Annotated in this window: 22 protein-coding genes; 19 read left to right on the top strand and 3 right to left on the bottom strand. The window is 68.6% G+C overall.

Going from position 1 to position 22355, the window contains the following annotated elements; translation table 11 throughout:
* Positions 1–239: 239 nt before the first annotated feature.
* The 10 genes from LXN01_RS07725 (at position 240) to nadD (ending at position 10633) form a co-directional block, all read left to right on the top strand.
* Complete coding sequence (locus tag LXN01_RS07725) at positions 240–1814, top strand: alanine/glycine:cation symporter family protein (RefSeq protein WP_236864038.1); 1575 nt, start codon at positions 240–242, stop codon at positions 1812–1814.
* 171 nt (positions 1815–1985) lie between these two features.
* Positions 1986–4463, top strand: coding sequence for a 4-alpha-glucanotransferase (gene malQ / locus LXN01_RS07720; protein WP_236864037.1), 2478 nt, complete (start codon positions 1986–1988; stop codon positions 4461–4463).
* The gene (locus LXN01_RS07715) at positions 4453–4758 is read left to right on the top strand and encodes a chorismate mutase (RefSeq protein WP_236864036.1); all 306 of its coding nucleotides are present in this window, start codon (positions 4453–4455) and stop codon (positions 4756–4758) included. Before malQ ends, LXN01_RS07715 begins: the two co-directional genes overlap by 11 nt.
* Before the next feature lie 272 nt (positions 4759–5030).
* The gene (gene rplU / locus LXN01_RS07710) at positions 5031–5339 is read left to right on the top strand and encodes a 50S ribosomal protein L21 (protein WP_236864035.1); all 309 of its coding nucleotides are present in this window, start codon (positions 5031–5033) and stop codon (positions 5337–5339) included.
* A gap of 30 nt (positions 5340–5369) precedes the next feature.
* Positions 5370–5621 (top strand): 50S ribosomal protein L27, encoded by a 252-nt coding sequence (gene rpmA, locus LXN01_RS07705; protein ID WP_236864034.1) that lies wholly within the window; start codon positions 5370–5372, stop codon positions 5619–5621.
* 132 nt (positions 5622–5753) lie between these two features.
* Positions 5754–7277: a GTPase ObgE gene (gene obgE, locus LXN01_RS07700; RefSeq protein WP_236864033.1), complete on the top strand. Its 1524-nt coding sequence runs from the start codon at positions 5754–5756 to the stop codon at positions 7275–7277.
* Positions 7274–8437 carry a glutamate 5-kinase gene (proB, locus tag LXN01_RS07695; protein WP_236864032.1) on the top strand — a complete coding sequence of 388 codons (1164 nt, stop codon included), beginning with the start codon at positions 7274–7276 and terminating at the stop codon, positions 8435–8437. Before obgE ends, proB begins: the two co-directional genes overlap by 4 nt.
* 11 nt (positions 8438–8448) lie before the next feature.
* A complete protein-coding gene (locus LXN01_RS07690) occupies positions 8449–9750 on the top strand; it encodes a glutamate-5-semialdehyde dehydrogenase (RefSeq protein ID WP_236864031.1) in 1302 nt (433 codons plus the stop codon).
* Between the two features lie 117 nt (positions 9751–9867).
* Positions 9868–10026: a hypothetical protein gene (locus LXN01_RS07685; RefSeq protein ID WP_236864030.1), complete on the top strand. Its 159-nt coding sequence runs from the start codon at positions 9868–9870 to the stop codon at positions 10024–10026.
* Position 10027: 1 nt separating this feature from the next.
* On the top strand, positions 10028–10633 hold the full coding sequence (gene nadD, locus LXN01_RS07680; RefSeq protein WP_236864029.1) for a nicotinate-nucleotide adenylyltransferase: 606 nt from the start codon (positions 10028–10030) through the stop codon (positions 10631–10633).
* Positions 10634–10638: 5 nt separating this feature from the next.
* Here the strand turns inward: nadD and LXN01_RS07675 are convergent, their stop codons facing one another.
* Entirely contained in the window at positions 10639–11580 is a 942-nt protein-coding gene (locus tag LXN01_RS07675) for a hypothetical protein (RefSeq protein ID WP_236864028.1), read from the bottom strand.
* Between the two features lie 233 nt (positions 11581–11813).
* On the opposite strand from LXN01_RS07675, the gene LXN01_RS07670 reads away from it, so the two are divergent.
* From LXN01_RS07670 to LXN01_RS07660, 3 genes are read left to right on the top strand one after another with little or no spacing between them, the layout of a single operon-like run.
* Positions 11814–13196: a hypothetical protein gene (locus LXN01_RS07670; protein ID WP_236864027.1), complete on the top strand. Its 1383-nt coding sequence runs from the start codon at positions 11814–11816 to the stop codon at positions 13194–13196.
* A gap of 25 nt (positions 13197–13221) precedes the next feature.
* Complete coding sequence (rsfS, locus tag LXN01_RS07665; protein ID WP_236864026.1) at positions 13222–13596, top strand: ribosome silencing factor; 375 nt, start codon at positions 13222–13224, stop codon at positions 13594–13596.
* Positions 13597–13606: 10 nt separating this feature from the next.
* On the top strand, positions 13607–14227 hold the full coding sequence (locus LXN01_RS07660) for a histidine phosphatase family protein (protein WP_236864025.1): 621 nt from the start codon (positions 13607–13609) through the stop codon (positions 14225–14227).
* Here the strand turns inward: LXN01_RS07660 and LXN01_RS07655 are convergent.
* Positions 14199–15290 carry a glycosyltransferase family 4 protein gene (locus LXN01_RS07655; protein WP_236864024.1) on the bottom strand — a complete coding sequence of 364 codons (1092 nt, stop codon included), beginning with the start codon at positions 15288–15290 and terminating at the stop codon, positions 14199–14201. The genes LXN01_RS07660 and LXN01_RS07655 overlap by 29 nt on opposite strands.
* A 133-nt stretch (positions 15291–15423) precedes the next feature.
* On the opposite strand from LXN01_RS07655, the gene LXN01_RS07650 reads away from it, so the two are divergent.
* The 6 genes from LXN01_RS07650 to LXN01_RS07625 are packed head-to-tail and all read left to right on the top strand — an operon-like array spanning position 15424 to position 21388.
* Positions 15424–18474 carry a DUF4040 family protein gene (locus LXN01_RS07650; protein ID WP_236864023.1) on the top strand — a complete coding sequence of 1017 codons (3051 nt, stop codon included), beginning with the start codon at positions 15424–15426 and terminating at the stop codon, positions 18472–18474.
* Positions 18471–18803 carry a sodium:proton antiporter gene (locus LXN01_RS07645; RefSeq protein ID WP_236864022.1) on the top strand — a complete coding sequence of 111 codons (333 nt, stop codon included), beginning with the start codon at positions 18471–18473 and terminating at the stop codon, positions 18801–18803. Before LXN01_RS07650 ends, LXN01_RS07645 begins: the two co-directional genes overlap by 4 nt.
* Positions 18800–20317, top strand: a complete 1518-nt coding sequence (locus tag LXN01_RS07640) for a proton-conducting transporter transmembrane domain-containing protein (RefSeq protein ID WP_236864021.1) — start codon at positions 18800–18802, stop codon at positions 20315–20317. The genes LXN01_RS07645 and LXN01_RS07640 overlap by 4 nt, the downstream gene beginning before the upstream one ends.
* Positions 20314–20715, top strand: a complete 402-nt coding sequence (locus tag LXN01_RS07635) for a Na+/H+ antiporter subunit E (protein ID WP_236864020.1) — start codon at positions 20314–20316, stop codon at positions 20713–20715. Before LXN01_RS07640 ends, LXN01_RS07635 begins: the two co-directional genes overlap by 4 nt.
* Complete coding sequence (locus LXN01_RS07630; protein ID WP_236864019.1) at positions 20712–20972, top strand: transporter; 261 nt, start codon at positions 20712–20714, stop codon at positions 20970–20972. Before LXN01_RS07635 ends, LXN01_RS07630 begins: the two co-directional genes overlap by 4 nt.
* The gene (locus LXN01_RS07625) at positions 20972–21388 is read left to right on the top strand and encodes a cation:proton antiporter (RefSeq protein WP_236864018.1); all 417 of its coding nucleotides are present in this window, start codon (positions 20972–20974) and stop codon (positions 21386–21388) included. The genes LXN01_RS07630 and LXN01_RS07625 overlap by 1 nt, the downstream gene beginning before the upstream one ends.
* 29 nt (positions 21389–21417) lie before the next feature.
* Here LXN01_RS07625 and LXN01_RS07620 read toward each other — a convergent pair whose 3' ends face one another.
* Entirely contained in the window at positions 21418–22350 is a 933-nt protein-coding gene (locus LXN01_RS07620) for an alpha/beta fold hydrolase (RefSeq protein WP_236864017.1), read from the bottom strand.
* Positions 22351–22355 lie beyond the last annotated feature (5 nt).

The raw sequence follows: 22355 nt of genomic DNA, 5'->3' as shown, positions 1-22355 counted from the left end.
GCCGGCGGGGGCACAAGCCACTCGCCGGTCGGGCACAGTCCATCCGCTGACCGGGGCAGACCGACCGTCTGCCCCGGTCAGCGGCCTGCGGAACACCGCACAGACCTGCTGCACGCGATTGATACTCGTCGTGGCGGTTACGCATTCATATGTGATGCGGGTAACATTTGCGTCACTGTTCTCCCCAGGGCAGCGCTGGAGCTTGATCCAGCTCACATTCTGCGGAAGTTTAAGTGACCATGAACTCACAAACCGAACAGGTCGACCTCGTTGCTTCCGGGCTGTCAGGCGTCGAGGAAGCCGTCGACAGCTTTCTGGCCCCTTTCGTCACCGCGTTCTCCAACATCATCTTCTTCCCTGTCGCAGTCGGAGACTTCAGCTTCCCGATCGTGGTCGCGTGGCTGATCATCGGCGCGCTCGTCTTCACCTTCTATTTCGGCTTCGTCCAGTTCCGGGGCTTCAAGGTTGCGCTTGAGGTGGTGCGCGGAAAGTACTCCTCGAAGGACGACCCCGGTGAGGTGACCCACTTCCAGGCTCTGGCGTCCGCGCTGTCGGGCACCGTGGGGCTGGGCAACATCGCCGGCGTCGGTGCCGCAATGGCAATGGGCGGGCCCGGCGCCACCTTCTGGATGATCGTCGCCGGACTGCTCGGCATGGCGACGAAGTTCACCGAATGCACCCTCGGGGTGAAGTACCGCGCGATCGACGAGGACGGCATCGTCCACGGTGGCCCCTTCAAGTACCTGCCCGTGGCCTTCCGCCGCTTCTCCAAGCCCGTCGCGACAGTCCTCACCGGGCTGTTCGCGATCGCCATCCTCCTCTTCGGCGTGGCCGGCGGCGGCATGTTCCAGGCCAATCAGACCTTCGCACAGGCCAAGAATGTCACCGGCGGTGCGGACGGGCTGCTCGGCGGACCGTGGGCAGGGCTGATCGTCGGCGTCATCATCGCACTCCTCGTCGGCCTCGTGATCATCGGCGGCATCAAGTCGATCGCTTCCGTGACCGACAAGCTGGTCCCCGGCATGGCGATCTTCTACGTTCTGTCCTGCCTGATCGTGCTCATCGCCAACGCCGGGAACATCATCCCCGCGTTCGGCGCGATCATCCAGGGTGCCTTCAACCCGCAGGGCATCCTCGGCGGCATCCTCGGCGTGATGATCGTCGGCTTCCAGCGGGCGGCGTTCTCGAATGAGGCGGGCATCGGCTCGGCTCCGATCGCCCACGCCGCGGTGAAGACCCGGCGGCCGGTGTCGGAGGGCTTCGTCGCGCTGCTGGAGCCCTTCATCGACACCGTGGTGATCTGCACCATGACCGCACTCACGATCATCATCGCCAACCAGCCCTCCTTCGGCGAGGCGCAGGCGGAGTACGTGGAGACGGGGCTGTCGCCCGACGGGGTGACGCTGGTCTCCGACGCCTTCTCCACAATCACCGGCTGGTGGCCGATCCTGCTGGCGGTCGCGGTGGCCCTGTTCGCCTTCTCCACCCTCATCACCTGGGCGTACTACGGGGAGAAGGCCTGGCATTACCTGTTCGGTCGGCGCAGCAGCACGGACATCGTCTTCCGACTCATCCTGATGATGTTCATCATCGTCGGCTGTGTGGCGACCTTCGGCCAGGTCATCAACTTCGCCGACGCAGCGCTGTTCATGTGCGCCTTCATCAACATCCTCGGCCTCTACATCCTGATGCCGGTGGTCAAGAAGGAGATGAAGAAGTACCTGGCGGACCGCAAGGCGGGCACGCTCCACGAGCTCGGCGCCGATGACGAAGCCGACCTGCACCGCATCCGCACGGAGCAGGGCAACCTGTGACCGCATGAACGCGCAGCAGTTCCGCGCGAAGAGCAGCGGCAGAGGCCGGGACCCGGGGTTCCGGCCTCTGCCGCTGTCTCATGCGCCGGTCGAACACCTCAGATCGCCGCTGAGGCGCGATCCGGTCGTGACTGCCCGATTCCGGGCTCCGGCACGACTATTGTGATGCTCATGGTGCCGAAGTCCACAGCCTCCCAATCACCCGCCGTCATCACCGATATGACCGGTCCGCTCCGACGTCTTGCGAAGGCCTGCGGCGTGCAGGCCGAGTACACCTCTGCCGAGGGGGAAGCCGTCCAGATCTCCGACGACACCCTGTCGAAGGTGCTCGCTGCCCTGGGCATGAGGTGCACCACCCGCTCGGAGGTCGAGGACAGTCTGCGCGCGCTCGCCGATCAGCGCTTCGACCGCGCGCTGCCGCCCTTCGGCCACCAGTTCTCCGGCGACTCCGCGGCCGTGGACTTCACGCTGCCGGAGGGTGAGCGCTTCGGATTGACCCTGACGACGGAGAACGGACTCCGGGTTCAGCTGCAGGATGTCAGCGGTGTGACTGCGACCCGGACGGTGATGGCCGACTCCCGTCCCCAGCTGCGTCAGGTGCGCAGAGTCAGGATGCCCGCGGACCTGCCGCTCGGCGAGCATCTGCTGACGCTGACCAGCGGACACACCGTCGACACCATGCCGTTCATCGTCGCTCCGCGGCAGGTGCCGACCGTCGATGAGGTGACCGCTGCCGGCACGGCTCCCGGACTGGCGCCGCGGCGCCCCTGGGGCCTGACCGTTCAGCTGTACTCGGTGCGCTCCCGCAGCTCCTGGGGCATCGGGGACTTCGGCGATCTGCGGGATCTGATGGCGATCGGAGCAGAGCAGGGCGCGGACTTCGTCCTGATCAACCCGATCCATGCCCAGGCCCCGGTGCCGCCGGTCGAGAACTCTCCCTACCTCCCCTCGAGCCGGCAGGCGATCGATCCGATCTACATCCGGGTCGAGGACATCCCGGAGGCCGGACAGCTCGACGGCGACCAGCGCCTGGCGATCCAAGCGCTGGCCCGGAGGTGGGGCAAGCCGAACGTGTCTACCGATCAGATCGACCGCGACGGCGTGCTCGAGGACAAGCTGGCCGCGCTCGAGGTGATGCACGAGGTGCCGCTGGGCCCGGCTCGCCGCAAGCAGCTGGCGGCCTTCAGCGCCGCCGCCGGCGAGGGGATGCGCAGCTGGGCGATCTTCAACGCGATCTGCCGAGAGGCCGCCAAGGGCGGCGCGAAAGCACGCCGGGCTGCCAAGTCACTGCAGCGCGCGGAAGGGGAGGCGGTGCGCATCCTGCCGTCGGGTGCTGCATGGCCGCCGGAGATGACCGGTCCCGCGGCGGAGGCGGTGCGGGAGTTCGCTGCAGAGCACTCCGCCGAGATCGACTTCTGGATGTGGACCCAGTTCATCGCGGCCGAGCAGCTCAACGCTGCCCAGCGCACCGCGCGGGAGCTGGGCATGCGCATCGGCCTCGTCACGGATCTGGCAGTCGGGGTCGCCGGCGGCGGGGCCGACTCCTGGGCACTGGCCGACTACCTGGCGAAGGATGTCACGGTCGGCGCCCCGGCCGACTACTACAACCAGCAGGGCCAGGACTGGTCGCAGCCGCCGTGGCACCCTGTCCGGCTGGCCGAAGCCGGCTACCGGCCGCTGCGCGATCTGTTCCGCACCGCGTTCACCGGCGCCGGGGGCATCCGGATCGACCACATCATGGGCCTGTTCCGGCTGTGGTGGGTGCCCCAGGGCAACCTGCCGCGCGACGGCGCCTACGTGGGCTACGATTCCGAGGCGATTCTGGCAGTGCTCGCGCTCGAGGCTCACCGCGCAGGGGTGATCGTCATCGGGGAGGATCTGGGAACAGTCGCCCCGGGCGTTCGGGAGCGCTTGGCCGAGCTCGGGGTGCTGGGCACCTCGGTGATGTGGTTCGAGCAGACGGAGGACGGGCTGACCGATCCGCGCGACTATCGCGAGCTGAGCTTCGCGACTCTCAACACGCACGACATGCATCCGACGGCCGGCTACCTCAACCTCGAGGACATCGAGCTGTCCGAGGAGCTCGGACTGCTCGACGACGATCCTCACGACGTCTACGCGGCTGAGCGGACCAACCGCCAGAACATCCTCAAGACCATCGCCGAAGCCGGCCATCTCCACCCGACCGACACCATGGTCGGCACCCTGGAGGAGCTGTGGCCGGTGGTCCTGGGCCTGCACGGCTACTTGGCGGGCACCTCGGCGCAGCTGGTGGGTGTGGCACTGACCGACGTGGTGGGGGAGACGCGGACCCAGAACAAGCCCGGCACCTCGGACGAGTACCCGAACTGGACCGTGCCGCTGGCCGATCTGGCAGGACGCCCCGTGGTGCTCGAGGACCTCGACGGCGACGAGCGGCTCACGGCGATCGCTCAGATCATGAACGGCGACGGGGCCGCGGAGCCGATCTTCGACGCGGACGGGGAGGTCACCGGTGCGAGGCCCGGTGCTGACGCGGCCGATCCCGTGTTCGGCGACGCTGAGCCCGCGGATAGGATGGGCGGCGGTTCCGGGCGTGGTGCCCGGCCCGCCGGCAGGATGCCGGACCGGACCGCTGACGAACTCGACGAGGACGCCCATGAGCGCTGAGATCCCTGAAGAACTCGCCCGGCTGCGCGGCAGCATCGACAACATCGACGCCGCGCTCGTCCACATCCTCGCCGAGCGCTTCAAGCTCACCGAGCGCGTCGGCGAGCTCAAGGCCCGCTGCGATCTCCCCGCCGCTGACCCCGCCCGCGAATCCCGTCAGGTCGACCGGCTGCGCTCTCTTGCCGCGGAGAGCAACCTGGATCCGGAGTTCGCCGAGAAGTTCCTCGCGTTCATCGTCGCCGAGGTGATCCGCCATCACGAGCGGATCGCGGAGGAGCACCGGGACCAGCACTGAGGGCGTGGACCGCGCGGCCGCCGCGTACCGCCTGCCGCCCCGCCGATTCCCGGCGGGCGCAGGTCAAACGCGCTCGGCGCTGATTTTGCGGCGTGCTCCTGCCCAGGGTAAGATAGCAGGTCGGTGCATAAGCGCCACGGCAGATTCATCCTCGCAATGGGTTCGCCGCGACCGGGGGTCTCCTCTCGTCGCTGCAGGCCAAGGTTGAGTCGCCGTTCCGAGTCGGAGCAGCGCCTCAGCTGCACGCGCAGAACAGGAAAAGGGGTTCGCACATGGCGTATGCCATCGTCCGTGCCGGCGGCCATCAGGAAAAGGTCAGCGTCGGCGACATCATCACCGTCAACCGAATGAAGGCCGAGGCCGGCGACACCGTCGAACTCGCCGCTGTGCTGCACGTGGACGGCGACACCGTCACCCACGAAGCCGACAAGCTTGCCAAGGTGAAGGTCTCTGCTGAGGTCGTCGACGAGCTTCGCGGGCCGAAGATCGTGATCCAGAAGTACAAGAACAAGACCGGTTACAAGAAGCGGATGGGTCACCGTCAGGATCTCACCCGCCTCAAGATCACCGAGATCAAGTAAGCACCCCGGACTTTCGCAGGAGATTGAACTATGGCAACCAAAAAGGGCGCGAGCTCCACTCGCAACGGTCGTGATTCCAACCCCAAGCGCCTCGGCGTGAAGCGATTCGGCGGGCAGGTCGTGAATGCCGGTGAGATCCTGGTCCGCCAGCGCGGCACCAAGTTCCACCCGGGCGCCAACGTGGGCCGCGGCAACGACGACACCCTGTTCGCACTGGCTGCGGGCACTGTCGAGTTCGGCGCGAAGCGAGGCCGCAAGGTCGTCAACATCGTCGCCGGCTGACTCAGCTTCCTCACCTCGCAGCGAGGTGATACCACGAGAATGGGGTGGGCCTTCCGGGCTCGCCCCATTCCCGTCTCCACCCCCGGCTCCGGTGGGGCATTCCACCAGTTCCCTTCCACACTGAGGACGGCCATGGCCACAGAGTTCATCGATCGCGTCACCCTGCATGTCTCAGCGGGTAACGGAGGCAATGGATGCGTCTCCATCCGCCGTGAGAAGTTCAAGCCGCTGGGTGGTCCCGACGGCGCGGACGGCGGCGACGGCGGTGATGTCATCCTGCTCGTCGACGACCAGACGACCACGCTGCTGCCCTATCACCGCAGCCCGCATCGCTCGGCTCCGAACGGAGGGATCGGCAGGGGCGATCTGCGCCACGGCGCCGAGGGCGAGGACCTCATCCTGCCGGTGCCGGTCGGCACAGTCGTCAAGTCCCGCGACGGGCAGATCCTCGCGGACCTCGTGGAGCCCGGAACTCGGTTCGTCGCCGCCGCCGGCGGGCGCGGCGGCCTCGGCAATGCGGCGCTGGCCTCCGCCAAGCGGAAGGCGCCGGGTTTCGCGCTGCTCGGCGAGCCCGGAGAGACCCGCGATCTCATCCTCGAGCTCAAGACGGTGGCCGATGTCGCGCTCATCGGCTTCCCCTCCGCAGGGAAGTCCAGCCTGATCGCTGCGCTGTCGGCCGCCCGGCCCAAGATCGCCGACTACCCGTTCACGACCCTGGTGCCCAACCTGGGCGTTGTGGAGGCCGGTGACGTCCGCTTCACCGTCGCCGACGTCCCCGGCCTGATCCCCGGCGCCTCCGAAGGCCGCGGCCTGGGCCTGGAGTTCCTGCGCCACGTCGAGCGCTGCGCCGCGCTGGTCCACGTCGTCGACATGGCCACCTGGGATCCCGGCCGCGACCCGGTCTCCGACCTCAGAACCATCGAGCAGGAGCTCGCGAGCTATGAGGTCGATGTGGCCCACGGCGGCGACCTGCTGCCGCTGACGGAGCGCCCGACGCTGGTGGCGCTCAACAAGATCGACATCCCGGACGGGAAGGACCTGGCCGACATCGTCCGCCAGGATCTCGAGGAGGCCGGGTATCGCGTGTTCGAGGTCTCCGCAGTCAGCCGGGAGGGCCTGCGCGAGCTGTCCTTCGCGATGGCCGAGATCGTGTCGGCCGAGCGTCACCGCAGGGACACCCGGCCGGTCGAGCGCGAGCGGATCGTGATCCGCCCGCGCGCCGTCGACGACGCCGGCTTCCGCATCGTCGAGGAGAACACTCCAGAAGGCCCGATCTTCCGAGTGCTCGGCGACAAGCCTGAGCGCTGGGTGCGGCAGACCGACTTCTCCAACGACGAGGCGGTGGGCTACCTCGGTGATCGCCTGGAGCGCCTCGGCGTCGAGAAAGAGCTGTTCAAGGCGGGCGCCGTCCCCGGCGCCACCGTCGTGATCGGCCCCGACGACGGCGTGGTGTTCGATTGGGATCCGACCATGGTCGGCGGTGCCGAGCTGCTGGGCTCCCGCGGCAGCGACCTGCGCCTGGACGAGTCCGGCCGCGAGACCCGCAAGGAGCGCAAGGCCGCTTTCCATGATCGGATGGATGCCAAGGCCGAGGCGCGCGCTGAGCTCGAGGCCGAACGGCTCGCCGAGCGGCGGGCCCGGGAGACCGGTCGATGAGCGCCGACGTCGGCACGGATCGGGCCGGGCTCGAGGCGACACGGGCTGCTGTGGCAGGGGCGAAGCGCGTCGTCGTCAAGGTGGGCTCCTCCTCGCTGACCTCGGTCGCGGGCGGACTCCACGAGGACAACCTGCGCGCGCTGACGGACGTCCTCGCCGCTCACCGCGGGGCCGGACACGAAGTCATCCTCGTGTCCTCGGGTGCGATCTCGGCCGGACTGGAGCCGATGGGTCTGCCCAGGCGACCCAGGGATCTGCCCACCCAGCAGGCCGCCGCCGGAGTCGGGCAGAGCCTGCTGATGGCCGCGTACACGCAGGTGCTGGCGGCTCACGGCGTGGTGCCCGCCCAGGTGCTGCTCAGCGCCGACGACCTGATCCGGCGCAGCCACTACCGGAATGCGCAGCGGGCGATCGACCGGCTGCTTGCGCTCGGGATCATGCCCATCGTCAACGAGAACGACACCGTCGCCACCCACGAAATCCGGTTCGGCGACAATGATCGTCTGGCCGCGCTCGTCGCCCACCTGGCCCACGCCGACGCGCTGGTGCTGCTGTCGGATGTCGAGGCGCTCTACACCGCACCGCCCGGCAATCCCGGGGCCCGCAAGGTGTCCTTCGTCTCCGGTCCGGAGGAGCTGGCCGAGGTGGGCATCGGCGGCGTCGGGGCCGCGGGTGTCGGCACCGGCGGAATGCTCACGAAGGTGCAGGCGGCGACCATGGCCGCCGATTCCGGCATTCCCACAGTTCTGACCTCCACTCCGCTCGTCGCCGGTGCGCTGCGCGGCGCGCCGCTGGGAACGTATTTCGCGGTCACCCACCGGCGCCGCCAGACGCGGCTGCTGTGGCTGGCGCACCTTGCGCAGACCCAGGGCACCGTCCACGTCGATGCCGGGGCCGAGCGCGCGCTGGTGCGGAAGGGCACCTCGCTGCTGGCCGCAGGCGTGTACGCCGTCAGCGGTGAGTTCGAATCCGGGGATCCGGTCGACGTGGTGGGCCCGAGCGGGAATCTGATCGCCCGGGGGATGGCGAACTTCGCCGCCTCCGAGCTGCCCAAGATGTTCGGCAAGTCGACCGACGAACTTGGAGACAGCTACGGCAGCGACTACCGTAAAGAAGTCATCCATCGAAATGACCTCGTCCTGACGGGCGCGGTGTTCTGAGAAAGCACGATATGACGGACAGCTCCACCCTGATCGCCGAGATCGACCAGAAGACAGTGCGCGGCGTGACCCGCATCGTGCGCGCCTCGAAGGCGGCATCAGCAGAACTGGCCACCGCCTCCACCGCGATCAAGAACGCAGCGCTCGAGGCGATCGCCCGGGCCCTGGAGGAGAACACCGCCGACATCATGGCGGCGAACGCCGAGGACATCGAGACCGCCCGCATCAAGGGCACCCCGGAGGCGATGGTCGACCGGCTGACGCTGACGGAGGACCGGATCGGCGCGATCGCCTCGTCGGTCCGCGAGGTCGTCGGCCTGGCCGACCCGGTCGGTGAAGTGCTGCTCGGCCGCACGCTGCCCAATGGGATCGTGCTCCGCCAGGAGCGGGTGCCGATGGGCGTGGTCGGCGCCATCTACGAGGCACGGCCCAATGTCACCGTCGACATCGCGTCGCTGGCGCTCAAGAGCGGCAATGCCGTGGTGCTGCGCGGCGGCTCCGCGGCGCGGTCCTCGAACACCGTGCTGATCGCGCTGCTGCGCCAGGCTGTCGCGTCGGCGGGGCTTCCCGCCGACTCGGTCGCGGGCATCGACGAGTTCGGCCGGGACGGCGCCAAGGTGCTCATGCAGGCGCGGGACTACGTCGACCTGCTGATCCCGCGCGGAGGGGCCGAGCTGATCTCGACCGTGGTCCACGAGTCCATCGTGCCGGTGATCGAGACGGGGGTCGGAATCGTCCACATGTTCCTCGACGCCTCCGCACCGCTGGGCATGGCCAGCGAGCTCGTGCTCAATTCGAAGACTCACCGGCCCAGCGTGTGCAATGCGCTGGAGACCCTGCTCGTCCACGAGAAGGCCGCCAAGCGGGTGCTGCCGAAGATCCTCGGCCGGCTGGACGAGGCCGGCGTGATCATCCACGCCGATTCCGACGTCGCCGCGCTGGCGCCGGACGACGTGAAGATCCGGCGGGTGACCCGCCGGGACTGGGCGAGGGAGTACCTCGGGCTGGAGCTCGCGGTGAAGATCGTGCCCGGGATCGACGAGGCGATCGAGCACATCCGCGCCTACTCCTCAGGCCATACCGAGGTCATCGTCACCAACGAGCTCGACAAGGCGGAGAAGTTCGTCTCCGCGATCGACGCGGCCGCCGTGGGCGTGAACGTGTCGACGCGGTTCACCGACGGCGGTGAGTTCGGGCTCGGCGCCGAGGTCGGGATCTCGACCCAGAAGCTGCACGCGCGCGGCCCGATGGGCCTGTCGCAGCTCACCACCACGAAATGGATCATGCGCGGCAGCGGGCAGACGCGAGCGTAGATCCACCCCGCACGGGGCGCCTCGGCATGTCCGAAGCAGGCGCGCCGTGGAGTTCATGAGAAACTGTTCAGGAAATAGCGGATCGACCCATGCGGGTCGTCAGACAAGGAGCACTGAGTGAAGACCTCGATCTTGCTGGCACAGGCCGAAGAAGCCCATCACACCGTCGTGGAGATCCCGATGGATCCGATCTGGTACGGCGTGATCACGCTCGCGGTCTTCCTGTTCCTGATGTTCGTGACGATGTCGTGGAAGGGCATCTCGCACCGCCACTGATATGAGCTTCGCCTCCCGACGGGTCGGTGTCATGGGCGGCACCTTCGACCCCATCCATCACGGCCACCTGGTCGCAGCCAGCGAGGTTGCGGCCAAGTTCGCGCTTGACGAGGTCGTGTTCGTCCCCACTGGGCGCCCATGGCAGAAGCACGCGCGTGAGGTCACCCATCCGGAGCATCGCTACCTGATGACGGTGATCGCCACCGCCTCGAATCCCCGCTTCACGGTGTCTCGCGTCGACATCGACCGGCCGGGGGAGACATACACCATCGACACGCTGCGTGATCTGCGCGAGGTGTACGGTGAGGGAACCGAGCTGTTCTTCATCACCGGAGCCGATGCGCTGGCCCAGATCATCACGTGGAAGGACGTGGATGAGCTGTTCTCGCTGGCGCACTTCGTCGGCGTCACCCGGCCCGGCCACGAGCTGTCGGGCGCCGGCATTCCGACAGCCGGTCTGAGCCTGCTGCAGATCCCCGCGCTGGCGATCTCCTCGACGGACTGCCGGGAGCGCGTGGAAGACGATCTGCCCGTGTGGTACCTGGTGCCCGACGGTGTGGTGCAGTACATCGCAAAACACGAGTTGTACAGGAGTGAACATGGCTGAGCAGTTCATGACGCGCAGAGAGCGCCGAGAGGCGGAGCAGCGCGCAGCAGCGGCCGCCGCGGCTGCCGGCCAGCAGGACGTGGTCTCCGCCGAGGCGCCGCAGTCGGAGCAGCCCCGTCCCGGTGCTGCTCCGGCACAGTCGGCACCAGCACAGTCGGCACCAGCACAGTCGGCACCAGCACAGTCGGCACCAGCACAGTCGGCACCGGCACAGTCGGCACCAGCACAGTCGGCACCAGCACAGTCGGCACCAGCACAGTCGGCACCAGCACAGTCGGCACCAGCACAGTCGGCACCAGCACAGTCGGCACCGGCACAGTCGGCACCAGCACAGTCGGCACCAGCACAGTCGGCACCAGCACAGTCGGCACCAGCACAGTCGGCACCAGCACAGTCGGCACCAGCACAGTCGGCACCGGCACAGTCGGCACCAGCACAGTCGGCACCAGCACAGTCGGCACCAGCACAGTCGGCACCAGCACAGTCGGCACCAGCACAGTCGGCACCAGCACAGTCGGCACCGGCACAGTCGGCACCAGCACAGTCGGCACCAGCACAGTCGGCACCAGCACAGTCGGCACCAGCACAGTCGGCACCAGCACAGTCGGCACCAGCACAGTCGGCACCGGCACAGTCGGCACCAGCACAGTCGGCACCAGCACAGTCGGCACCAGCACAGTCGGCACCAGCACAGTCGGCACCAGCACAGTCGGCACCAGCACAGTCGGCACCGGCACAGTCGGCACCAGCACAGTCGGCACCAGCACAGTCGGCACCAGCACAGTCGGCACCAGCACAGTCGGCACCAGCACAGTCGGCACCAGCACAGTCGGCACCGGCACAGTCGGCACCAGCACAGTCGGCACCAGCACAGTCGGCACCAGCACAGTCGGCACCAGCACAGTCGGCACCAGCACAGTCGGCACCAGCACAGTCGGCTTCGGCACAGACTGCTCCGGATGCGTCGTCTGTGGTGCCGCCGGTCGCGATCCCGCCGGCTGCGGTCGGGTCAGGGCAGAAGCCGACGGCTCCGACGCCGGGAGCGGGTCGGCCGAAGCAGGGTGCTCCTTCTCAGCCCGAGCAGAAGCGCCCCGCGGGTCAAGCGAATTCGGTCCAGCAGGCGAGCACTCCGAACGCGAACGCCGCTGCGCGCGGAGCCGGCTCGAGCGCAGCGCCGACGGTGAATGCGGCCCCCGTCGAACCCGTCCGGCATGAGCGCGGTCCACTGGCCTCCGACCACCCGCAGCGGGAGGCGGACCCCATCGACGCCGCGGACGCCGTCAGTCTGCGGCCCGGAAAGGACGGACTGCCGCACTTCTCGAGCCGCGCCGAGCGCAAGCGCTACCTGCGCGAGCACGGCCTGCTGCCCGCGCCCTCCGACGCCGATGAGGGACCGGAGACTGCCGCCGACGACACCGCCTCGGACGGCCCTGCCTCCAACGGTCCTGCCTCGGACGGCCCTGCCTCCAACGGGCCAGCCTCGGACGGCCCTGCCTCCAACGGGCCAGCCTCGGACGGCCCTGCCTCCAACGGGCCAGCCTCGGACGGCCCTGCCTCCAACGGGCCAGCCTCGGACGGCCCTGCCTCCAACGGTCCTGCCTCGGACGGCCCTGCTTCGGACGGCCCCGCCTCCGACGGCCCTGCATCGCCTGCCGCCGCGCCCGGCCGGGGAACCACTGGGAAGGCGGCGGGACGAACCTCCGCCGAGAAGCCCGCCCAGCGGCCCGCTGCGGTCGCGCCCGCACAGCCGTCTCCGGCGGATAAGCAGCGCCCGAAGTCCGCTGGGAGCAGAGGGCCAGCAGCCGGCACCGCGCCGGCGCCCAGCGCGAGCGAGCCGAAATCCTCTCCGGCGGTCGTGCATCCTGCCGATCTCACCGCCCGACGGCAGTCCGCAGGCTCCGCGAACCCGGCAGGGACTTCGACACGGGTCTCCGCCTCCGCAGGAGCGGCAGATGCCGACCCTGCCGGACTGGAGGCAAGCACAGCGGCACGCACCGATCGCACCGCCGGCCGCGGCCGGCGCGCCCCGGTGGTGCCGCCGCCCAACACCGCAGGCATCCGCGTGGTCACGGGAGCGTCCTCGCTGGCACGCACGCAGGCCGCGATGGACGCCGCCCGGCTGGCGGACGAGGCCGAGCAGTCGGGACAGAGGGGCCACGCAGGCACGGGCGCAGCGGCAGCCGAACAGCGTGAGACCGGCACCTCCGGCGGGGCGGCGGCTGCGAGAGCCGATTCGCAGCCTGCAGGCGAGTTCGCCGGCGATGACGACCAGCGCCTGCGCATGAGCGCGGCACATCCGCCCACTCAGCCGATCGACTCCGTCTCGCTCGACGCCGATTCCGATGACGACGCCGCGCTCACCGAAGAGGTCTGGGAGCTGCCCGGCTCCGGCGAGGATTCGGCCGAGCCGCCCGCGCCGCCGCTCAGCGCCCGCGACGTCACCGAGCAGGACGGAGAGATCCTGGTCGGCGATCGGCCCTCCGCGCTGCCCTACATCCTCCTCGGCGTCGCCGGCGCCCTCGCACTGGCCCTTGTCATCATCGGCCTCGTCATGCTCTTCTGAAGTCATCCTGACCGAAAGGACCTCCGTGCCGGCCACTCCAGACGCCACCGCACTCGCCCGCTCCGCCGCCCGTGCGGCGGCCGACAAACTGGGCACCGACATCATCGGCCTGGATGTGAGCCACCAGCTCGCCCTGACCGACATCTTCGTGATCGCCTCGGCAGCCAGCGAACGCCAGGTCGGGGCGATCGTCGACGCAGTGGAGGAGACTCTGCTCCTGGAGCACGGCGCGAAGACGATCCGGCGAGAGGGCCACCGGGAGGGCCGGTGGGTGCTGCTGGACTTCAGCGACATCGTCGTCCACGTCTTCCATCAGGACGATCGCGAGTTCTACGCACTCGAGCGACTGTGGAGCGACTGCCCGGTCGTCGATCTCGAGCTCCCCGCCGCCGAAGGCTGAGCGGGGACCCATGGTGGCGAAGATCGTGCTGTGGCGCCACGGCCAGACCGATTACAACGCCGAAGGGCGCTTCCAGGGGCATGCCGACATCCCGCTCAACGACACCGGACGAGCGCAGGCCCATGCGGCAGCCTCCGTGCTGGCCGGCTTCGGCATCGACCACATCATCTCCTCGGACCTGGCTCGGGCCCATGAGACGGCGGAGATCCTGTCCGAGCGCATCGGGGTTCCCGTCGAGAAGAACTCCCTGCTGCGCGAGATCTCCGTGGGCGAATGGCAGGGGCGGACCCGCGAGGAGATCGCCGCGCTCTGGCCCGACCAGCTCGCGGCCTGGTTCGCAGGAGTCGACATGCGGCCGCCCGGCGGCGAGAGCCGCAGCGAGTCCGCGGCTCGGGTGACTGCGGCCATTCGCGAGATCGTGGCATCAGCAGGCGAGGACGAGACCCTGGCGATCGTCGCCCACGGAGCCGTGCTGCGCGGCTCCGCCGAGGTGCTGCTCGGGCTCGATGGCGACGACGCCGGCTATCTGGGCGTGATGGCCAACTGCGGCTACGGAGTTCTCACTCCCCGCCGCAGCTCGTGGGTGCTGCGCGCGTGGGGGATCAGCTACGATCCCGCCACAATCGCCTAGCCAGCTCCAACAGCTCCTGCGCCGAGCGGTCCCAGGAGAACTCTCCGGCACGGACGGGGGCCGCGGCGGCCCGCGCAGCCCACGCCTCGGGATCCGCCAGCTTGGACACGGCCCGAGCGATGTCCGCCGGATTGCGGGGATCGAAGAACTCGGCGACTCCTTCGGCGAGCTCGCGGAAGATCGGCAGGTCGCTGACGGCGACCGGGACGCCACGGCTCATCGCCTCGATGACCGGAAGCCCGAATCCCTCGTCGAGCGAGGCCGTGACGAGCGCGGTGGCCGAGTCCAGCAGCTCGTGGTATTCCGCATCGCTGACTCCGTGGTGGAACACCACGCGGGCACGGTCGGGGACGAGCGCCCGGAGCGCACGCTCGCGGGCCGGCTCGATGGCGCTGGTCAGGTGGAGCGTCCATCCCGGCAGGTGGGCCAGAGCCCGAACGAGCGCCTCGACGTTCTTGTACGGCAGGAACGCTCCCATGTAGACCAGGGACCGCGCGTCATGGCCGCTGCCGCGCTGCGGCATCGGATCCGGCGGGGAGCCGGCGTTGGACACCACATGGACCGGACGGTCGGTGAGCCGGTGCCGGTCGACGAGTTCTGCGGTGGTGCGGCTGACGACGGCGACCGCATCGGCCCGGTCGAGCAGCACACGCTGCGGCCAGTATGCCCTGTGGTACAGCCGCCATGCCCCGCGTACGAGGGCCGGAAGGTCGCGGGGCGGCTGTGGATGCGAGTAGTAGATGAGGTCATGCAGGGTGAGGATCAGCGCATAGTCGCGCCCGCAGGAGCCCATCACCTGCATCGTTGAGAACACCACATCGGCGCCCAGCGCATTGAGCCTCCGGGCGATTCCGAACTCCGCGGGTGACACCGGGTCGCCCAGCACCACATACTCCGTGTCGGGCAGCAGTGCGAGCTGGGCCTCGTCGTGGATGATGGCGACGACTTCGACATCGGTTCCGCGGGTGAGCCGCAGGAGCGCTGCCAGCAGCTCCGATCCGTAGCGGGAGATTCCGTCATGCCGCTCGGTGCGGGTGAAGCGCGCGTCGAAGAAGAACCTCATGGTCGTCCAGCCTAGCCTCATCGTTTTGGCGTGGATCACACAGTTGGTTAGGATCAATTCCCATGACATCACCGGCCGCCATCTCCCTGAAACTGTGGGCGCTCTCACGCCGGGAGAGGACCGGCACCTCATCATGATGATCGTTCTGACCCTCGGGATCCTGGCCGCGCTGGTCGTCCTGACCCCTGCCATCACTTCCGCGTTCGGCCGACAGTCCGGCTGGCCGCTGGGCGCCGGCTACCTGGCCGCGACCGCGGCATTCCTGTCGCCCACCGCCGAGGTGCTCGCCGGCGGTGCGCCGAAATGGTCGGTCCCGTGGATCCCGAGCCTGGACGTCGAGCTGGCATTCCAGGTCGACGGCATCGGGGTCGTCTTCACTCTCATCGCACTGCTGATCGGCGCGGCGGTCCTCTTCTACTCCACCGGCTACCTGTCGCCCGGCCGCAATCTGAGCTTCTACTGGCTGATGGCGACGTTCACCTTCTCCATGGTCGCGCTCGTGCTCACCAGCGATCTCCTGGTGCTGTTCGTGTGCTGGGAGCTGACGTCGCTGGCCTCCTTCATGCTCATCGCCCGCTCGGGTGAGGCGGCCCACGCCCCGTCCCTGCGCACCCTGTTCATCACCTTCATCGGTGGTCTGAGCCTGCTGGTCGCCGTCGGGTTCATCATCGCCCGCACCGGGACCACCGATATCCCCACGGCCCTCGCCGCCGAGGTGTGGACCACCGATCCGGGCTTCACCGCGGCAGCGGCGGTGCTCGTCGCGATCGCGGCGATGACCAAGTCGGCCCAGTTCCCGTTCCACTCGTGGCTGCCGGACGCGATGGCCGCCGCGACTCCGGTGAGCGCGTATCTGCATGCGGCCGCCGTGGTCAAGGCGGGCATCTTCCTGCTCATCCGGTTCAGCCCCGCCTTCCACACCACACCGGTGTGGAACACGCTGCTCATCGTCGCCGGACTGCTCACGACGGCGCTCGGCGGCTGGTTCGCGCTCAACCAGCCGGACCTCAAGAAGCTCATGGCGTATTCGACTGTCAGCCAGCTGGGGCTCATCGTCGCCGCGATCGGCGTCGGCACCGAGCTCGCCCTGGCCGCCGCAGTGCTCCACATCATCGCGCACGCGCTCTTCAAATCCGGGCTGTTCATGATGGTCGGAGTCGTCGACCACGTCGCCCACACCCGCATCTTCGGACAGATCCCGCGGCTGTATCAGGTCGCTCCGGTGTCGTTCGTCGTCACCGTGATCGGCGCGGCGTCGATGGCGGGCATCCCGCCGCTGCTCGGCTTCGCCTCCAAGGAGACCATCTTCATGGCGCTCGGCGAGGCTCCCGGCGCGGAATGGGCCGGCTGGGCGGCGCTGATCGCGGCGGCGGCCGCATCGGTGCTCACCTTCGCCTACTGCGCCAAGGTGGTGTTCGGCGCGTTCATCGACGGCGCGGAGCCGGACCGGGCCCAGCTCGGGCGCGAGAACCCGGTCATGGTCGCCTTCGCCGCCCTGCCGATCCTCGTCTCGGTGCCGCTGGCGTTCATGCTCCCGCAGCTGGAGATCCTGGTCGTGGCGGCCACCGGCGCGGCGCTGCCGGGCTCCGACCCGCATCCGCACCTGGCCCTGTGGCACGGTCCGACCCCGGAGCTCCTCGCCTCGATCCTGATCATCGCGGCGGGCGTCCTCATCATCCTCGTGCGCCGGAAGGTGTGGCGCTTCTTCGTGCGGGCGACCCTGCCGTTCGACGGTGCCGACGTCATCAACGCGCTCTGCCGCGGGCTGGAGAAGCTCGGCAGCTGGGCCGGCGGAGCGGTCGCGCCCGTGCGGGCGGCACCCCACGCCCGCTCCATCCTCGCCCTGCTCAGCCTGCTGATCCTCGGCGGGTCGATCGCGATCTGGGCCGGTCCCGGACTGCCGCCCGTCCAGCCCAACCTCTCGCGGCCGATCGACGGGGTGCTGCTGCTGCTCATCACCGCCTCGGTCCTGGTGGTGTGCTTCTCCCGATCACGCATCAGCGCCACGGTCGCGCTGTCGGCCGTCGGCATCCTGGCAGTCGTCCAGATCATGGCCCTCGGCGCACCCGACGTCACGCTGACCCAGCTGCTCGTCGAAGCCATGACGATCATCGTCATCATGCTCGTGCTGCAGAAGCTGCCGCGCACGTTCTGGCGCTACAAGCGGAGCACGCAGATCCGGCGAGGCATCTTCGCCGTGGTCGTCGGCATCGCCGTCGGCCTGGCGGTGTGGGTGATGACCGGCCGTCGGGAACGGTCGGACATCGCGCTGTACTACCTCAACGAGGCCCCGGAGATCAGCGGCGGCGCCAACATCGTCAACACGATCCTCGTCGAATTCCGCGCACTGGACACGCTCGGCGAGCTCACCGTGCTCGGCATGGCCGGCATCGCGATCATCGCGGTCCTGTCCTCTGTGCGCGACAAGTTCATCGATCCTCCCGCCTCGGAGATCCCCGAGGTGCCGCGCACCCCGTGGCTGGGTCTGCGCCCCCGCGGCTCGGTCGCCCACCGGGCGATCATGGAGGCCTGGCCCAACGTCATCCCGATGCAGCTGATGGTGCGGGTCCTCGGCCCGATCCTCGCAGTCGCCTCGGTCCTGATCTTCTGGCGCGGCCACAACGAACCGGGCGGCGGATTCATCGCCGCCCTGGTCGGCTCGGCGATCATCGGACTGATGTACATGGCGACGTCCAAGGACCGGGCGATCGGCCCGCCGCGCGCGCCGCTGTACCTGATCGGCGGGGGAGTGCTGGTCGCGGTGCTGACCGGAGTGCTCGGCCTCGTGGTCGCAGGCTCGTTCCTCGAGCCCATCCACGGCTACATCCTCGGCCAGCACTTCACCACGTCGATGCTGTTCGACGTCGGAGTGTACCTGGCGGTGCTCGGGCTCATCCTCGCGTCCTTCAACCTGCTGGGCACCTCCGACAGCGCATTCACGCCGGCGGGCGACGATGTCCTCACCGAGGGCCGGATGCGCCGGGACGTCGACTCGGCTCCGTTCGAGAGCACGCGCGAGAGGGTCGACGAGATCTCCTACGGCGAGCTCGACGGCCCGCTCAACAGCACCCGCGGCGAGGGCCCCACCGGAGGCCGCCCGGCCGCCACCGTGCCCGGGAGAAAGCTGGCGTTGAACAGCACCCACATTCTGACCGGAGAACAGCATCAGGAGCGCGGCGAATGATCCTCGCAGTCACCATCGGAGTCCTCACCGCCGGCGGCGTCTACCTGCTGCTGCAGCGTTCTATGGTGCGCGCGGTGTTCGGTCTCACCCTGATCTCGCACGCCGCGAACTTCTCGCTGCTGGCCTCGGGTGTCTCCGCCTGGCGGGGCGAGCCGCTGGAGGGACGCACCGATCCGGCCTTCGCCGCTGATCCGCTGCCGCAGGCGTTCGTGCTCACCGCGATCGTGATCACCCTGGCGATCACGATCTTCATGCTGGCCATGGCGGTGCTCGGCCACGACGACGACCAGCACACCGTTCCCAACACCGGTGAGGAGCGCTCCCAGTGAATCCTGCTCTGCTGCTGGTCATCGTCGCGCTGCCCCTGGGCGGCGCCGCGCTGAGCACCCTGTTCCGGTCGCGCACCCTCGACCGCATCCTCCTGCTCGCGATCCCGGCCACGGTGATGGGCACCGGGATCTACCTGCTCGGCTACCACACCGAGGTGCCGGTGATCGCCCACTCGGTCGGCGGGTACGTCGACGGGCTGGCGATCCCGTTCGTGTCGGACACGCTCGCAGCGCTCCTGCTCACCGTCACCTCCTTCGCCGCGCTCGTGTGCTGCTGGTTCCTCGTCCTCACCGGCGAGGACCAGTACCGGTTCGTGCCCGCACTCATCCTGATGATGCTCACCGGCGTCTACGGTGCGGTGCTGACCGGTGACATGTTCAACCTGTTCGTGTTCGTCGAGGTCATGGTGCTGCCGTCGTACGCCCTGATCGCGGTGACCGGCACGTGGCGACGGCTGGGCGTGGGCCGGATGTTCGTCATGGTCAATCTGCTGACCTCGACGATCCTGCTCGTCGGCGTCGGCTTCGTCTACGGCACCCTGGGCAGCGTCAACATCGCGGTCATCGCCCAGCTCGACGAGATCAACCCGCCGGCTCAGCTCGCGATCGGCATCGTGCTCATGGCCTTCTTCGTCAAGGCAGGTGCGGTCCCGGTCCACGGCTGGCTGGTGCGCAGCTACCCGTTCACCTCCGGCGGCATGATGGCGCTGTTCTCCGCGCTGCACACGAAGGTCGGCCTCTACGGCGTCTACCGCGTCTACACGGCGGTGTTCGGCCAGCCGCCGGCCTGGGCGTGGGTGCTCGCAGCGATCGCGGTGATCACGATTCTGCTGGCGGTGATCTCCGCGTTCGGCGAGGGCCGGATCCGCAACGTGCTCGTCTTCCAGATGACCTCGGGCGTCGGGCACATCGTGATCGGCGTCGCCCTGCTCACCGCCGCCGCGCTGTCCGCCGGTCTCTTCTACCTCGTGCACCACATCATCACGATGGCGGGCCTCCTGCTGATCATGGGTGCGGTCGAGCAGACCTACGGGACGGGATCCTTCAAGAAGCTGTCGGGACTGGCCGGCCGCGAGAAATGGGCGGCGACGCTCATGGTGCTCGGCCTGTTCTCCCTCGTCGGCCTGCCGACCACGTCGGGAGTCTGGGGCAAGGTCTCACTCGTGCGCGCCTCGGCCGCGGCCGAGAGCACCACCGGCACGATCCTCATCGTGACGATCGTCGTCGGCTCGCTCATCAGCATGCTGGCGCTGCAGCGCATGTGGTCCAACACCTTCTGGGGAGCCCCGATGACGCACTACCATCCCGATTCGCTGAGCACCGGTCGAGCGCCCCAGGCCCAGCTGACCGACGAGGTCCGGATCAAGCCGGCGCTGCTGATGCCGGCGACGGTGATGATCGGGACGTCAGTGGCCCTGTTCTTCGCCCCCGAACTGCTGCTGCAGATCACCGACCGGACGGCGAACTCCCTGCTCGACACGGTTCCCTACATCGAGGCGGTGCTCACCCGATGATCAATCCGCTGCGCCTGATCGGCTACTGCGCGTGGATCGGCAAGGAGATCGTCTCCGGATCCCTCGACGTCGTCAGCGGGATCTTCAAGCCGGGGGAGTACGGGAACCCGATGATCGTCCAGCTGCCGCTGCGGTGCCGGACGGACGTGGAGATCACCCTCATGGCCTCGTCCATCACCATCACTCCCGGCACCCTGGTCGTCGCAACCGCCGCTGGTGATGACGACACCCCACCGACCCTGTTCGTCCACGCGCTGTTCGGGGACTCCGAGGACGACGTGCTCGAAGGTCTCTACGACATGGAGTCCCGCCTGCTCACCATGACGCGAGGCGAGGCGCCCGCGGAGATCGGATGGCCCGCGGCACCGGGTTCACCGGCGGAAGGAGCTGCATCGTGACCATCGTGCTGTCGATCTGCATCGGATTGCTGGCGGTGGCGATCCTCATCGGCCTGCTGCGTGTGCTCACTGCGAAGGACATGGGCTCACGCGCGATCGTGGGTGACCTGGTGTACTTCTCCGCGGTGGGGATCCTGACCTTCATCGCGATGCTCGTCGACCTCTCGATCGTCCTCGACGTGATCTTCCTGGCGTCGATGCTCGGCGTGCTGGCCACGGTCGCGCTGGCTCGGATCCAGACGAGAGGACACCGCTGATGGCAGACATCATCGCCATCGTGCTCGTCGCGCTGTTCGGGATCACCGGCAGCCTGCTCATGGTGCTGTCGGCCATTGCGATGTTCCGCTCCAACGACGCTCTGTCGCGGATCAACGTGTTCTCCCCGGCCACCGGCCTGGGCATGCCGCTGATCCTGGTCGCCGCCTACGTCTACACGCTGTGGCAGGACGGGTTCGGCCTCATGCGCCTGTTCATGGCGCTAGTGGGGTTCCTGTCGCTGATCATCGTGTCCTCGGTCGCGTCGAACGTGCTCTCGCGGTCGGTGTTCGTGGCCGGTGCCCCGGTCTGGCGCCGCACCTCGCCCAACCGGCTTGCCGAGGCGCGAGACGACGAGGACGCGGGCCTGACCGAGCGGGAGACCTGGGGCGACTTCGACATCACCGACCTGGACTAGCTCACTGTCGCGCCTCCGTCGCAGGTGACTCAGCGGACGCCTGCTCGCTCGCCTTCCTGGTGCCTGAGCTGCTGAGCGAACTGGGCGATCAGCTGCGCGGTCTCCTCCGGGCGCTCATAGTGGACCAGGTGCCCGACACCGGAGAACCATTCCGCACGGGCGCACGAAAGCAGATCGATGAACCGCTGAGTGGCAGCCCGTGGTGCGATCGCATCCGAGTCGCCGGCGATCACCAGCACGGGCATGGTGAGCTGCTCGGCCACCTCTGTCACGGTGTGTCCGACCGACACGTCGAACGCCTCGGCCAGCGACTCCCGGTCGGAGTAGGAGGAGAAGTAGCGGTCGTGCTGATCGTGGATGTAGCGGCGCAATCCCGGATCCCGGGTGGTCGCCATGACTTCGCTCATCACGCGCACGATCAGCGGATGGCCGAGCACCGCATTGCCCGCGCGCTCGGGGAGCCGGGCGGAGATCGCGTAGTACAGGCGGGCCAGCCCGGTCGCAAGCCGTGACGGTCCTTCCAGAGCCGGGGCGGTGATCGGATTGATGAGGACGAGCGCGTCGATATCCAGGTCGGCCGAATCCGCGCTGCACTGCGCGGCGAGGTGCGCGGTCAGGATCGATCCGAAGGAGTGGCCGACCAGCAGAGGCTGCTCTTCCCACTGTTCGGTGAGAACCGCGAGAAGCCCGGCGACGAACTCGACATAGCTGCTCAGGCCGAGGCCGCCGGGCAGCGGCGGCGTGGCGCCGAAACCGGGCAGATCGGGAACGATCACCGGATGGCGCCGCGAATGATGGCCGATGAGGTCCATCCCGTGATGGTCGCCGCGGAACCCATGGACCAGCAGCAGCGGCCGCCCTGTCGAGGCGGCGCGCGGTGGGTAGATCCAGACGGCGGTGCGGTGCGTGCCGGTCCCGAAGGGCACCTCGAGGTCGGTCCGGGTCGAATCGATCCAGCTCATGAGGT

Origin of the sequence: Brevibacterium daeguense (assembly GCF_021729135.1) — a bacterium.
Classification (GTDB): Bacteria; Actinomycetota; Actinomycetes; order Actinomycetales; family Brevibacteriaceae; genus Brevibacterium; species Brevibacterium daeguense.
The sequence above is the reverse complement of the archived record's forward strand: the minus strand, read 5'-3'. Positions and strand labels throughout refer to the sequence as shown.